Source organism: Burkholderia sp. Bp9140 (genome assembly GCF_003853425.1).
Lineage (GTDB): Bacteria > Pseudomonadota > Gammaproteobacteria > Burkholderiales > Burkholderiaceae > Burkholderia.
This window is the reverse complement of sequence record NZ_QTPQ01000077.1, coordinates 1-13,383: the sequence shown is the minus strand read 5'-3', so window position 1 is coordinate 13,383 and position 13,383 is coordinate 1. Positions and strand designations below refer to the sequence as shown.

Annotated in this window: 12 protein-coding genes; 6 read left to right on the top strand and 6 right to left on the bottom strand. The window is 66.5% G+C overall.

From position 1 onward, the window contains the following. Window positions 1-41: 41 nt before the first annotated feature. Complete coding sequence (locus DIE21_RS36305) at window positions 42-245, top strand: hypothetical protein (RefSeq protein ID WP_260426870.1); 204 nt, start codon at window positions 42-44, stop codon at window positions 243-245. A gap of 171 nt (window positions 246-416) precedes the next feature. Here the strand turns inward: DIE21_RS36305 and DIE21_RS36300 are convergent, their stop codons facing one another. Together DIE21_RS36300 and DIE21_RS37470 are read right to left on the bottom strand one after the other, a co-directional pair. Beyond that, complete coding sequence (locus tag DIE21_RS36300) at window positions 417-1,379, bottom strand: NAD(P)/FAD-dependent oxidoreductase (protein WP_185642924.1); 963 nt, start codon at window positions 1,377-1,379, stop codon at window positions 417-419. Window positions 1,380-1,403: 24 nt separating this feature from the next. Continuing rightward, on the bottom strand, window positions 1,404-3,956 hold the full coding sequence (locus tag DIE21_RS37470; RefSeq protein WP_185642922.1) for a hypothetical protein: 2,553 nt from the start codon (window positions 3,954-3,956) through the stop codon (window positions 1,404-1,406). A gap of 79 nt (window positions 3,957-4,035) precedes the next feature. On the opposite strand from DIE21_RS37470, the gene DIE21_RS36290 reads away from it, so the two are divergent. Both DIE21_RS36290 and DIE21_RS36285 read left to right on the top strand, forming a co-directional pair. Further along, window positions 4,036-6,420 (top strand): molybdopterin cofactor-binding domain-containing protein, encoded by a 2,385-nt coding sequence (locus DIE21_RS36290; RefSeq protein ID WP_124502142.1) that lies wholly within the window; start codon window positions 4,036-4,038, stop codon window positions 6,418-6,420. Beyond that, complete coding sequence (locus tag DIE21_RS36285; RefSeq protein WP_124502141.1) at window positions 6,348-6,806, top strand: (2Fe-2S)-binding protein; 459 nt, start codon at window positions 6,348-6,350, stop codon at window positions 6,804-6,806. The genes DIE21_RS36290 and DIE21_RS36285 overlap by 73 nt, the downstream gene beginning before the upstream one ends. 19 nt (window positions 6,807-6,825) lie before the next feature. On the opposite strand, the gene DIE21_RS36280 is transcribed toward DIE21_RS36285, so the two are convergent. Further along, window positions 6,826-8,931: a serine/threonine protein kinase gene (locus DIE21_RS36280; protein WP_185642921.1), complete on the bottom strand. Its 2,106-nt coding sequence runs from the start codon at window positions 8,929-8,931 to the stop codon at window positions 6,826-6,828. A 447-nt stretch (window positions 8,932-9,378) separates the two neighbouring features. Here DIE21_RS36280 and DIE21_RS36275 point away from each other — a divergent pair, with 447 nt between their 5' ends. Further along, entirely contained in the window at window positions 9,379-9,597 is a 219-nt protein-coding gene (locus tag DIE21_RS36275; RefSeq protein ID WP_185640784.1) for a hypothetical protein, read from the top strand. 30 nt (window positions 9,598-9,627) lie between these two features. On the opposite strand, the gene DIE21_RS36270 is transcribed toward DIE21_RS36275, so the two are convergent. Further along, window positions 9,628-9,870, bottom strand: coding sequence for a hypothetical protein (locus tag DIE21_RS36270; RefSeq protein ID WP_057927315.1), 243 nt, complete (start codon window positions 9,868-9,870; stop codon window positions 9,628-9,630). Between the two features lie 42 nt (window positions 9,871-9,912). Next, complete coding sequence (locus DIE21_RS36265) at window positions 9,913-10,458, bottom strand: lecithin retinol acyltransferase family protein (protein WP_124502138.1); 546 nt, start codon at window positions 10,456-10,458, stop codon at window positions 9,913-9,915. A 480-nt stretch (window positions 10,459-10,938) separates the two neighbouring features. Between DIE21_RS36265 and DIE21_RS36260 the strand changes: the two genes are divergently transcribed. Beyond that, a complete protein-coding gene (locus DIE21_RS36260; protein WP_124502137.1) occupies window positions 10,939-11,223 on the top strand; it encodes a hypothetical protein in 285 nt (94 codons plus the stop codon). A gap of 84 nt (window positions 11,224-11,307) precedes the next feature. After that, complete coding sequence (locus tag DIE21_RS36255) at window positions 11,308-12,078, top strand: PP2C family serine/threonine-protein phosphatase (protein WP_124502136.1); 771 nt, start codon at window positions 11,308-11,310, stop codon at window positions 12,076-12,078. Between the two features lie 25 nt (window positions 12,079-12,103). Here the strand turns inward: DIE21_RS36255 and DIE21_RS36250 are convergent. Beyond that, window positions 12,104-13,383, bottom strand: a 1,280-nt coding sequence (locus DIE21_RS36250) for a sigma-54-dependent Fis family transcriptional regulator (RefSeq protein ID WP_148092772.1), incomplete at its 5' end; no start/stop codon positions are given.

Here is a 13,383-nt window from a genome sequence, read left to right as displayed (position 1 = left end):
TCAACGACCTGTCCCGCGCCCACGAACTCAGCCGCAAGGAAATGGCTGCCGTCAGCGGTGGTAGCGTGTTCCAGAACGCCGGCATCAACAACATCGTTACCGGCAGTGGATTCTCGTTCGCCAGCGGCAATACCATCACGGCCCCCGTCACGCAGGTCGATGCGTCGACCCACCAGGATCTCACCAGCGTGACCAACTCGATCAACAACCTTGGCGGCCAGGTCATCGCGAAGCTGGGCCTGTAAGTTTCGCCATGCTTCCTCGCAGTGCCAGCCGTATTCGGTAGTGTCGTGCCGAACTACCGAAGTGCTCCAGTCCGCCACGGGTTCGTCCTCGCGGCGTTTCAAGCCCGCCAGGTTCCGTCTCCTGGCGGGCTTTTCTGCTTGTACGAAAGCGAAGCCGGCATGCATGGCGCATCAACTGCCGAGCGGCAGGCAGTCCGCTCGACGGACGGCGTCGCGCGATCCGAGCGCCAGCCCCGCACGCGTGTAACTCTGCGCCAGCACGGATCTGTTGCGTTCGTAGCCTTGTGTCACCCAGTCGCAGTACAGCGCGGCCAGCAAGCTTGCGCGATCGGGATGACGCGAAACTTCGACGGCCATCGCGCCGGCGCGCAGGCCGGAAGCGATGGCAAAACGCAAACCATCGCCTGTCGCGGGGTCGAGATAGCCCGCCGCATCGCCGCACACGATATAGCCCGGCCCCGCAGCCTGTCGCACGCAATGCCAGCGCCTGCACTCGCGCCACACCGGTCCGACGGGCGTCGTATCGGCCGGCCACGTGATGTCGCCATCGCGCAGCGTCGATAGCGACGTCCAGATCCAGAACGCGGACGTCGCTCTCATCCATAGCCAGCCGCCATGCGCAATATTCCAGTATGTGCCGGTGTGCGTCCCCTGCCCACGCGCGTAGCCGCGGCGAAGCCAGAACGGCGAAGAGTCGGTCGCCACATCGAGCCGAATCGCGCGACGAAGCCATCCGTTGATGCCGGTCGCATCGATCACGATGCTTGCGCCGATCTCGTCGTCGCCGTGCGTGATGCCGATGACGGCTCCGTGTTCGACACGCGCGACAAGTGCGCCGGCGGGCGCACGCGAATAGCGAACGCCTGCTGCCATCGCTTCGGCGCGCAAGCCGTCGTCGAGGCGGCTGCGTATGACCGCACGTCCCCGCTGCGCATCGGCCCGGCCATCGAGCCAGATATGCGGTCGACGGGCCAGACTCGGCGCCAGCCGATCGAGCAGCGTGAGCGCCGCGCCGGACACGCATTCCGGCGCCGCCCGCGAACGCCCGCGGCCCAGCATCCACACGTTGCCGCCCGCTCCCGCCGCAGCGATCGCCGCGGCACATCCGGCAGGCCCGTCGCCGACGACGAGCACGTCACACGCATTCATCGCGTTCCCTCAGTAAAGCCCGAGCGCGTCGGGCCCCGGCGCGCAGCGCAGCACGTGCCCGATCACCCGGGCCTCGCTCGCATCGCAACGGATCGCCTCCCCGTAACGCACGCGCAGTCGTCCCGGCGTGTGCTGTGTCGGCGCCGCATCGGCAGCAGGACGCACGAAAAGAAAGCGATAGCGCCCGGCAACGCCCGGAGCATGCGCATCGTCGGCTTCGCCAAGTGCCCGTGCGGATACCAGCCACAGCCTCGTATGCGAAGGCGTTTGCCCGTTATCGCAAGCCGCGACGGCATGGCGCAATGCACTGATCCGCCGAATCAGCTCGGCCGAATCGACGTGCTCGAATGCGCCGTACAGCATCTCGCCGTGCAGCGCGTTGGCGACGTAGTCCGAGCGTTCGATGTCCGCGTAATCCACCTTGCCGTCGGGCGTCAGGTACGGGCCGTATTCGCCGTCCCATCCGCGCCGCGTATTCGACTCGGCGCCGCGCGTGACCAGCGGATGACACGGATGCAAGCCGAGTTCATGGTCGAGCATGGGGATGGCGGTGGGCGCGTCGGTCCGATTGAAGGTTCTGGACGCATCCGGACTCACGGCGGGCCAGAAGCTGTTGGAGGCCGCGCACAGCTTGATGTCCTCGGCGAACGGGCTGCCCAACCCGAAGGTTGCGAGGAATATGCCCCGCCGGTTACCCGCATAGGTGACGTCCCAGCCGGGCGCAAACACACCCGACGACGCGTCCGACAGAAACGAAGTCATGCGCGGCGCATGCAGTTCGCTGTCCCGCCGGCGCGTGGCGCGCGCCGCCAGGCTGAACGCGACCGCGACCGTCCCGTCACTCGGCGAAAATGCCTGCGTGTTGCTGAACGGATCGATGTGGTCGGGATTGGCCGGGAGACGCTCGGCGCTCAACGATATCGGCGAGCCGCTCCTGAACTGCGACTTCGGATCGATCTGCCGGTCCCTGAACCAGCGCTGCAGTTCCGCCTGGTCGGCGTACGGATAGAAATCCGGCGCGGCAACGACCGAATAGGCCGGGAGCACCGCGTGTTCCGCCAGCTCGGCGATACGGATCGTCACGACCCCTTCGGTGCAGTGATCCAGAAACAGCTGCGCGCGGTAGCCGCCTTTGCCGACTTCCCCGAGAAAGGCTTGCCGCTCGACGGGATGCGCGCGCATATCCGTGTAGGTGCCGTCCTCACGCGCCTTGTGCCGGATGTTGATGAACTCCGGTGCATTGCGGGGTTCGGGAAAGCGCAGCCATCCGGGCGCGAAATGCGGAAAATATTGCTGCCGCACTTCGTCGACGGCGGCCAGCACCAGCTTCCACAGGTTCGTGATGATTCTCATCGTCGTGAAGCGTCGGTTGGCGAGCGGCACCAGTCGCCATCGAGCCGGCACGCCAAAGCCGTGTATCCCGAAGTTGGCCGCGGTCACGGGCTCGATCAGGGGTCGCGCGGCCGGTATCAACAGCACCGCCGCGCCCGAACGCTTCAGCGCGACTGCCGGTGCGATCGGATCGGCAGGCGATACCTCGCAGGGGTCCTGATAGCAGATCGCATACGGCGCGTCGACCAGAGCGCCCGATGGCGATGGCCGCACGCCCCAGCGCGCCTTGACGGCCCGCTTCAGCTTCTCGCCGACATGGCGGTGGCCATATTTCAATGTCAACCGGAGTCCGGGCAGGCATTCATCGGGAAACAGCTTGCGCACGGGTTCGATGAAGGTTCGCTGATGGTCGCCCGCGCGCCTGCCCTCGATCAGCGCGAGCCGGTCAGGACCGGTGACCCGGCGGACGAGAAACGCGCCATAGCGCGCCGGCATCACGCGCACATGCTCGATCGCGTCCGGTACGTGCGGCACGAAGCTCCGGGTCTGCCCGTCGTAGCATGCGTCGGTGTCGCCGTTGCGCGTGATGCCGAGTCGCGAGAACACGAGGTCCGCATGCTGCTGATGCCCGGTACGGCGCGCCGGCCGGTACTGGTAAGCCAGCACCGCGATGTCCAGCGTCTGCCAGTCGGGCGGCAACGGCGCCAGCGACGTGATGTAGTTCTCCAGCAGATCGAGTGCTTCGAGACGTACGCCAGCATCCGGCGACGGGCACTCGGACAGTGCAAGCATGTGATAGATCAGGCTGCGTGCAGGGTCGCCGGGCTCGATCGCCCGCGTGGCGTCCGGGCACAGATCGCAAATGCGGGGATCGTCCCGGTCGATCGGCAGTGGCCGGCTCAGTCGATTCGCCGTCTCCTCGGGCGTGCCCGAACCGGCCAGGTCAAGACCGTGACGCTTGAACGCTTCTCGCCACGGAGCCGGCAGATCGAGCAGCAACGCGTGAACCTCATCGACAAGCATCAACGACCTCCGGCGGGTGGTGCGTTCGACGCGGCCGGCACGATGCGCTTCGCGTCCCGGAAGCCACGTATCTCCCTCTGGCGCGGCAGGCCGCGTCTTCAGCGCTCGTTTCAAACGAACATCACATTCTGGTTCCCGGTTGCCGATATCAGTGACTAATATAGGTGATTGCAGCAGCAATGAAATGTCGGATTGTGTTCGAAACATTGAATTGTCGGGGCGCGTGGCGTGATTCGCCGAATGCGCGCTCGCTCCGACTCGATCAACACATGTCGGCGGCCACATCATGTTGAAGCGCAGAACCTTCGTGTTGGGCAGTGCAGGCGCGGCGGGCATGCTGGTGGTCGGCTGGGCATGGTGGCGTCCCGACGACCGGCTGGACATACCCGCGCAGCTGGAGACGTCACGCGTCGATGTGCCGCTGAACGGCTGGGTGATGATCAGTTCCGCTAACGACGTGACGATCGTCATGAGCAAATCCGAAATGGGCCAGGGGATACATACCGGCGCGGCCATGTTGCTGGCGGAAGAGCTCGATGCAGACTGGTCCCGGGTCCGCATCGTCATGTCTGCGCTCGACACGATCTACAAGGACCGTGAATCCCTCGCCGGCGGCCTTCCGTTTCGTCCCGATGATGACAGCCTGGTCGCGCGCAGCGCGGCGGCGTTGGCGCGCCATGGAGCACGTTATCTGGGTTCGATGGTAACCGGAGGATCGACGAGCATGATCGATCTGTGGGGGCCCATGCGCGAGGCGGGCGCCACGGCCCGCGTCATGTTGTGCGGCGCCGCGGCGAAGCTCTGGCACGTGAGCGTCGCGGAATGCGAGACGAAAGCCGGCGTGGTGCGGCATCGGTCGGGACGCTCGGCGACGTACGGTGAACTTGTCCGGCTCGCGCGGGACGTGCCGCGCCCGACCCATGTCGATCTGAAGGACCCGAAGACGTTCACGCTGGTCGGGAAACGGTTGGGTCGCATCGAGGCGCACGCGAAGCTCGACGGCAGCGCGCGCTATGGCATCGATGTGCTGCCGGACCAGCTCCTGTATGCGAGCGTCACGATGTGTCCGACACTCGGCGGAAAGGCGCTGGATTTCGACAAGTCCAGGGTCGCCAGCCTGCAGGGCGTGACCGGCATCTTCAGGATCGAGCCATACCACGGCGGAACGGGAGGCGTTGCCGTGATTGCCGACAATCCCTTCATCGCCATGCGGACGTTGTGCCAGTTGTCGATCACCTGGGATCACGGGCCGGCTGCCGGGGTGAATACCGAGGATGTCCGCACGGCGTTGACGCGCGCCCTCGACGGCGATGCGGGCCGCCACGTGTTCTACGCCGCAGGCGACGCCGATGCGGCGCTGGGCCGCGCGAAGCCGCTCGTCGCGCAGTACGAAGTGCCCTACCTGGCTCACGGGCCGCTGGAACCGATGAATTGCACGGTGCGGGTCGAGGACGACGCGGCAACGATCTGGTGCGGCACCCAGGTCCCCATGATGGCGCGCAAGGCAGTCGCGGCGCTGCTGGACCTGGACGAAGACAAGGTGGTCGTGAATCAGCAATTGATCGGCGGGGCATTCGGCCGGCGGCTCGAGGTCGACTTCATCACGCAGGCCGCCGCCATCGCGCGCCATGCGAAGGGGCGGCCGGTACAGACGATCTGGTCGCGCCCGCAGGACATGACGCACGACTTCTACCGACCGGCCTGTGTGGCGAGATACAGCGGCGCCATCGATGCGAGCGGCAGGCTGGTCGCATGGAAAGGCATGTCGGCGAGCCAGTCGATCAGCGCGCAGGCGATGCCTCGCACTTTCGGCATGCCGAGCCTCGCCGCGAAATGGTTGCCCGACGTCACCACGGCGGAAGGCGCGTTCGACCTGCCCTATGAATGCGAGAACATGCTCGTCCAGCACAATACGGTGACGCTCCCGGTTCCCGTGGGCTACTGGCGCTCCGTCGGGCACTCGCATCAGGCCTTCTTCGTCGAGAGCTTCATCGACGAGATGGCCGTGCTGGCACGGAAAGACCCGATCCAGTTTCGCCTCGACATGCTCAAGCAGCCGGCGCATCAGCGCCATGCGGCCGTGTTGCGGGCGCTCGTCGCGCTGTCCGGCTGGCGTTCGCCGCTGGCATGGCGTGACCCGACCGGCGCGCGGCGCGCACGCGGCGTGGCGATGCACGCATCGTTCGGCAGCGTGGTCGCGCAAGTCGCCGAACTCCGGCAGGAAGGTGACGGCTTTCGCGTGACGCGCGTAGTCTGCGTGATCGACTGCGGGCTGGCCGTGAATCCGAACCTGGTCGAGCAGCAGATGGAAAGCGGGATCATCTTCGGCTTGTCGGCCGCGCTCGAGCAGGCGATCACGATCGAGAACGGGCAAGTCGCGCAGCACTATTTCGACAGCTATCCGCTCGTCAACATGGAGACCTGTCCCGAGATCGTCACGCAAGTCGTGGCGGGCGGGACCGAACCGCACGGCGTCGGCGAAGCGGGCACGCCGCCGATCGCAGCGGCCGTGGCAAATGCGCTGTATGCGCTCACGGGTGTGCGTCATCGCACACTGCCGCTCATCAAGCCGGGCCCACCCGACCAAGGAGATGACCGATGGTGTCAGTCCGTATCAACGGGGAAACCGCTCGCCTCGATTCCGATCCCGCCACCCCGCTGCTCTGGGTGATTCGCTGCGAACGGAAGCTGACCGGCACGAAGTTCGGCTGTGGCGTCGGGATCTGCGGTGCATGCACGGTGCTGCTCAACGACCAGGCCATGCCTGCCTGCCAGCTCCCGGTCGGTACGCTGAACGGCGCGCGCATCACGACCGTCGAAGGGCTGGACAGCGTCGAAGCGCGCGCACTGAAGGACGCGTGGATTGCCGTCGACGTCGTGCAATGCGGCTATTGCCAAAGCGCGCAGCTGATCGCCGCCACCGCGCTGCTCATGCGCTGCCCTCGCCCCGACGACAAGCAGATCAACGAGGCCATGAAGAAGATCGCCTGCCGGTGCGGCACGTTTCCCCGCATCCGCAAGGCCATTCACCAAGCGGCGGAATCGTTAGGGCGCTGACCAGGGCGAATCCGCTCGATCAGTTGCCGTTGGCATGCGTCGTGATCTCGATGAAATCGGCAGCAATGCGGCCGTCGCCGTATTTGGCCTGGAACAGCTTCAATTGCCGATCGATTGCCGCGAGATAGGCGGCGCGCGGCTCGGATGGCGGGCGCATCGCGTCGAACAGCGGCGCGGGCGTGACGAGGAGCACGATCATCTCGGTCCCGAAAGGCTTGCCGATCACCCACTCGCCCATGCTGCCGATCGTCGCGGCGTAATTCGGCGGCGCCTGGTTGTCGCGTTCCCGGCTGCTTGGCACGAGATGGACGACGCTCCCGTTCAGCACGTAGTAGTCGACGTTCACATACGAGTCGTAACCCGGTGTCGTGATGTCGATGACCAGCGGGTTGCCTTCCGCGAGATGCGCATCAGGCGCGCGCGTGCGGATCGACGCGGCGTGTGACGAAGCCCGATTCGATCGCCAGTACGGGGCAAGCGCGCTCACGACGTCGCAATCGTGCGCATCGATCGGACGCACGTCGAGATTGGCCGTCTGCCCGCCCGCCATATTGCTCAGCGCGGCTCGCACGCGCCCGATACCGACACCGGCTTCCGCATAACCGCGCACCTGCAGCACGTGATCCCGCACTGACGCATCCAGCGCCGAACACGGTATGCGCGACAGCGCGGCCATCACGGATGCCAGCGAGATCGCCGGTGTCGGCGGCGGCACGCTGGCAGCGGCGGGCACGGCATTCGCGATGACCGCGGGCGCAGGCGCGCTGCCGGCCGCGGCGCCCGCCGCCGTCGCGCCACGTCCTCCGCCGGCAGACGCGTGGGCGACCGTGTCCGCGGCGGGACGCGTTTCGCCGCCGCGCGAAAGCGCCTGGTAGCCGTACCAGAGCACGGCGATCGCCGCCACCGTGCAAGCGCCCACGGCCGCCCCGACGTGTGCGCCCGATGCCCGCACGGGGCGCTTGAGCACGCCCATGCCTTCCAGGAACAGGTTGACGCTCGGCGTGCGCGTCGCGCGGTCGAACGACAATGCGGCGCTCAAGGTTCGCCATTGCGTGCGATCGAGACCGGGCTGGCGCTCGGGCCGCAAGTGGTCGTGACGCGCCTGGGTGGCCGACAGCCGATTGAACGGATGGTGTCCGGTCAGCAATTCGTAGGTCACGCAGGCGAGCGCGTAGACGTCGTCGCGCGGATCCGGCTCGAGATGCTCGAACATCTCCGGGCTCGCGTAGGCCGGCGTGATGCCGCCAAGGCTCGCCGGATCGAACACGGTCGCGTCGGGATCCTCGTCGCGCCGCTGGAATGCGCGTGCGATCCCGAAGTCGATCACCTTCACTTCGCCCCGGTCGGTGAGGAACACATTGGCGGGCTTGAAATCGCAGTGGACAAAGCCGCGTTCATGCGCGTAGGCCAACGCCTGGCCCATGCCGGCGATAATCGGCAACGCGGTATCGAGCGGCATGCCCTTGAAGTCCGGCGCGCGCAGCACCTTGCTGAGCGGCCGGCCCGACAGATACTCCATCGTGAGGTAGACGAGCGGACCGTCCCGATCGAAATCGTAGACGGTGACGATGTTGCGATGGGCAAGCGTCTGCGCTTTGCGGGCTTCGCGCTGAAGCGCGATCAGCGAAGTCGGCTGGCCGCGAAACTGCACATTGAGCACCTTGATCGCGATGTGCGGCTTGCGATCCGAGGCCTCCAGCTTGCGGAGGTCGAGCGCCTTGTACACGGTACCCATCCCGCCGACGCCGAGGCACTCCTCCAGCACGAAGCGCCCGTTCAGCGTATCGCCGATGCCTTTCACGCGCTCGCTGTCGACGGACATCGCGCCGCTCGACGGCCCGGGCGCGGGGTCCGGACGCGCCTCCGGCCGCAGCGCGCTCTCGTGGATCCGGGTTGCGTCGCCCGCGGATGCCGTTCTGTCGCGACACCGTTCGATGCGCTTCAGCACTTCCGCATAGATATCGTCTGACAGCGGCTGCGTGGTTTGCGTCTCGTCGAGCACTTCACGCAGCCGGGCGCAATCGACCTGAGCGGACGCCAGCACCCGGTCGATCTCCGAGAAGAACGCGTCCTGTGACAGCGTCCCGCTCTGGAATGTCTGAATCAGCTGCGCAAAGCTCATCATTCGTATGCCGTCTACTCAGCTTCAGCTTGCCGACCCGCTTCGGCGCCTCACGGCGCCGCCAGGGCAAGGACTGTCCATGACGTACCCATGCAGCGCGACGTATCGGTGATGCACCGGACACCGTCGAACACGAGGTCGCCGCCACGCCATCGTCAGACGAATTCGACTGCGCGCCGCACCGGCCGCCGGCCTTCTGACAGGATGTCTAACAAATCATACTAGTCTGCGGTCACGCCCTGTGCAATCGGTGCCGGAACTAGAATTCGGGCAGATCCATTGCGAACCCGCTTCAGGATTGCTCCGTCCACGCCCCCTGCGCCGCCTCGTCCATTTTCCAGGCCGCACGGCCGCGCGGCAAAACCTATACTGGACAGATTCCGGATCCGTCGGCACATCGCATGATGCTGCATGGCGGCCCTTCCCCCATCCGATTTCGCGGAGCAAACCATGGGCGTGCTCGTCATCAACGATCTTCCTGAAAGCGTCGATCTCGACAGACAGGCGATGGCCGCCATCACCGGCGGCGCGATGGTCCGTGCGCATCAGACGATGCTCGCGCCGCACGCTTTCCCTTATCTGCACACCGAAGCCCGCGGTGCCGCGTTGGCGCGTGCACCGGTGGCCGAAGCAGCGGCGTCCCCGGCGCGTCCGACGCTGCTGCGTTGACGGAGACACCACGCGGCCTGGCGCGCACGGTCAGACCGCTCGCGCCGTCATCGCGGGCCGCCGGTCGGCCGGCGGGAACACCCACCACGAGCCGTCGTCGTGACGAAAGAAGAAGATCGCGATCGTGCGGGCCGGATGCACGGCCTCGACGCAGACAAAACGCCGCCGTTGCGCAGGCATGCGGCTGAAGCGCACGATGCGGGCCGGTACGCGCGCGCTCGGCGCAAGCCACTTGTCGACCTGCATGCGCAGCGAAGATTCGATTCCGTTCATTTGAGCCCCCTCGTGGCGATGTCGAACGCGTCGGGACGTCGCTCATGCGGCGGCGATGACGGCTGCGGCGCACCGTCCGCCCGCACGCCGCGCCACGAGCAGCGCGCGGCAGACGGACAGCGCGAACCGAAATGCGGTGCGCGGATGCATGACGCACGTGCGAACCTGCTCGCTGTGGCCCGTGCCTTCCAGGCACCACGTGCAGAAGTGCTCGCAATTGTTCGTCAGCAGGCGGTAGCGGTTTTCGCCGAGACGGGAACGCGCGCGCAGCACCGCGGTGCGCCCCGCATAGGCGGCGCCCGGATGCGGCACGACGCGAACCGCGCGACCGGCGGCGAAGCGTTCGAGCGTGACTTCCTCAATCGGGCCGCGATGCAGCGACGTGCAAAGCCCCGCGTAATGGACGACGCGCCCGTCGCCGACGTAGATGCCGTGATGGCTGTAGCCGGCGCGATCGGAAACCAGGTGCGCGCCAGACGGCAGTGCGTCGACGCCGCCGGGCAGCGCAGCCGCATGCGCGATTGCCTCCGCAGCGCCAGTCGCCGTGCGGGACACGGCGCTGTTCACTGGTTGAAGATCGCGTTCCATGACTGGCTCCGTCTGCAGGTTGGCGGCCGCCCGTGTTGCCCAACGGTTAGCCGGTTGCCAACTAACCTGCATCAAGCGTGCCAATCATCGGGAGCCCGTCGCGCAATGCTCGACGGGAAACGCGCCGCGAACCGGGCGCCGCGCTGTCGCCGCCCGCCCAACCATTTGCCGGAGATTTCGTTGGAGCCACAGCACCAGTTGGCGCGCCGGACAGCCGTTTGCGTCCGCCGGAGCAGGTGTCGGTTTCGCGGCCACCTTCGTGCGCGCAACTGTTGGCTTGCGGACAACCATTGCGGGACAAGGCCGCGACGCACTAGCATGCAAGCAACGCGTGTCGATGACGCCTTGCCTTGCCGCGTGCGGCGCTCACCGGATCGACGCACGCGCCCGGACGACGCACGCGGGTTGTGTCACGCATGGCACGAGGTTTGCATATATCGGTTACCCGTTCCGTCGGCAAGCCCCATCCGGAGACTCATCATGACCACGCTCGCAATTACCGACCTTCACATGCAGCGCGACATCGACCACAAGACGATGTCGTTCATCCGCGGCGCAGGCGCGCCCTGGGTATTTGGCTGGATCCAGCCCTACGCGCCGCCGGCTCCGGCGTTCGGGCCCGTCGTCAACCTCTATCAGACGTACAACACGTTCTACGCGAACCAGGTCCTCAACCAGATTCAGAACGTCGACGTCACGAACTCGGCGCCCGGCGCGAACATCGTGGTCGGGGTGGGTGCGGACGGCAGGAACCGGCTCGTCTAGCGCCTGTTCACGCCAACCGGCAACACACGTTCGCAAGCCCGTTATCGGCATGAACAGGCCCTGGACGGAAAGGAATGACGCGCCGTGAGCGCAGAACTGCAATGGACTTCGGCGTCACGCACTGACGTGGGCCTGGTTCGCGAGATCAACGAAGACGATTGCCTCGCGTTGCCGCACCGTGGCCTGTGGGCCGTTGCGGACGGCATGGGCGGACATTCGGCCGGCGACCTCGCGAGCCGGATGATCGTGCAAGCGCTGGAAGGGCTGGCCGCCCCGGCCACGCTGGCGGACTTCATCGAGGCGGCGCGCACCGCGCTCGACGCGGTCAATGCCCGCTTGCGCGAATCGGCCGTCCAGCGCGGCGTCCGCATGATCGGCAGCACGGTGGCGGTGCTGCTGGCGAGCGGCCGTCAATGCGGCTGGCTGTGGGCCGGTGACAGCCGGATCTACCTGTACCGCGACACGCACCTGACGCAGCTCACGCTCGACCACAGCCACGTCGCGGAACTGCAGGCGCAGGGCCACCTGAGCGCACAGCAGGTGCGGCATCACCCGTCGCAGCACCTCATCACGCGTGCCGTCGGCGCCGCCGAGCAGTTGCATCTCGACGAACGACGCATCGACGTATGCGACGGCGACATGTTTCTGCTGTGCAGCGACGGCCTGAGCAACGAGATGGACGAAGCCGACATCGCGGCTGCCCTCGCCTGCGGCGATTGCGCACGCGCAACGGACGTGCTCGTCGAGCTCGCGTTGCGCGAGGGCGGCCGGGACAACGTCACCGCCGTCGTGATCCGCGCCGACGATCCCGATGCGTCCGACCGGACGCTCGCCAATCCTTCCGTGCCACGCTGAACGATCGAGCGGATGCGCGTGACGCTCACGCGTCCTTGTCGGGCGTCGCGCCGTCCTGATGACGGAACGCTTTCGATCGGATGCCGTGCTTCTTGAGCAGCATCTGCAGGTGCGACCGGTTCATCTCGCACCGGCGCGCCAGTTCGGCCACGGTTCCGCCGGTCTCCTGCAACCCGCGTTCGAGAAACGCCCGCTCCGCCTCGTCGCTCGCGGCACGCTTCGCGTCGCTGAGCGACATCGGCCTGCCCGACGTACCGTCATCCGTCGCACGAATCGCGGTCGACGCGGTTTTCGGACGGATGTCCTCGGGCAAGTGCTCGATATCCGCGACCTCGCCGGCCAGGCACGACAGACGGTAGACGAGGTTGCGCAGTTCGCGGATGTTGCCCGGATACGCGTAAGTCAGCAGGAAGTCGCGCAGCTTCGGCGTCGTCTTGATGGGCCGGCGCTTCAGTGCCCCTGCCGCCTCGTCGCCGAAATAGGCGAGCAGCAGTGGAATTTCGTCGCGACGTTCGCGCAGCGCCGGCAACGTCAGATGAATGACGCTCAGGCGGTAGAACAGGTCCTCGCGAAAGAGCCCCTGTTCGCTCAATTGCCGCAGATTCTTGTTGGTGGCGGCGACGATGCGCGTATCGACGCTGATCAGCTCGTCCGAGCCGACCCGCTGGATCTCGTGCGACTCCAGCACGCGCAGCAACTTGACCTGGCCCGACAGCGGCAATTCGCCGATTTCGTCGAGGAAGATCGTGCCGGTGTGCGCGCTCTCGAACTTGCCCTTGCGATCGTTCGACGCGCCGGTGAACGCGCCGCGCCGATGGCCGAACAGCTCGGATTCGAGCAGGTTGTCGGGAATCGCGCCGCAGTTCACCGAGATGTAGGGCCGGTCGGCGCGCGCCCCGTTCGCGTGGATCACTTTCGCCATCAGTTCCTTGCCGGTCCCGCTCTCGCCGTCGATCAGCACCGGCAGATCGGTCGGTGCGGCCTTTTCGGCGATTTCGAGCGCGGCGAGCAACTTCGGATTGTCGCCAAAGATACCCTCGAAGATGAAACTGCGCTCGATCAGCGCCTGCCGGCGTCGCTGCACCGCGGGCGCGGGCGCCTCCGGCGCATCGAGAGCATCGGGCGTCTGCGGCGCGGCCACGGCGGCCTCGACGAAGCGCTCCTTGCGCGACATCTGCATGACTTCGTCGCGCAGCACATTCGCCTGATTGAGCAGCTTCTCGATGTCGGCACGCTCGAGCTTGGGTGCCCAGCGCAGCATCGAGCGCAGGATCTCGATCTTCTCGAGCAGGCCGGCATACGAGA

Excerpts from the sequence above, each read along its gene's own strand:
- DIE21_RS36305 (WP_260426870.1), top strand. The coding sequence starts at position 42 with ATGGCTGCCGTCAGCGGTGGTAGCGTGTTCCAGAACGCCGGCATCAAC.
- DIE21_RS37470 (WP_185642922.1), bottom strand. The coding sequence starts at position 3,956 with ATGTTTCGAACACAATCCGACATTTCATTGCTGCTGCAATCACCTATA.
- DIE21_RS36290 (WP_124502142.1), top strand. The coding sequence starts at position 4,036 with ATGTTGAAGCGCAGAACCTTCGTGTTGGGCAGTGCAGGCGCGGCGGGC.
- DIE21_RS36285 (WP_124502141.1), top strand. The coding sequence starts at position 6,348 with ATGGTGTCAGTCCGTATCAACGGGGAAACCGCTCGCCTCGATTCCGAT.
- DIE21_RS36280 (WP_185642921.1), bottom strand. The coding sequence starts at position 8,931 with ATGATGAGCTTTGCGCAGCTGATTCAGACATTCCAGAGCGGGACGCTG.
- DIE21_RS36275 (WP_185640784.1), top strand. The coding sequence starts at position 9,379 with ATGGGCGTGCTCGTCATCAACGATCTTCCTGAAAGCGTCGATCTCGAC.
- DIE21_RS36270 (WP_057927315.1), bottom strand. The coding sequence starts at position 9,870 with ATGAACGGAATCGAATCTTCGCTGCGCATGCAGGTCGACAAGTGGCTT.
- DIE21_RS36265 (WP_124502138.1), bottom strand. The coding sequence starts at position 10,458 with ATGGAACGCGATCTTCAACCAGTGAACAGCGCCGTGTCCCGCACGGCG.
- DIE21_RS36260 (WP_124502137.1), top strand. The coding sequence starts at position 10,939 with ATGACCACGCTCGCAATTACCGACCTTCACATGCAGCGCGACATCGAC.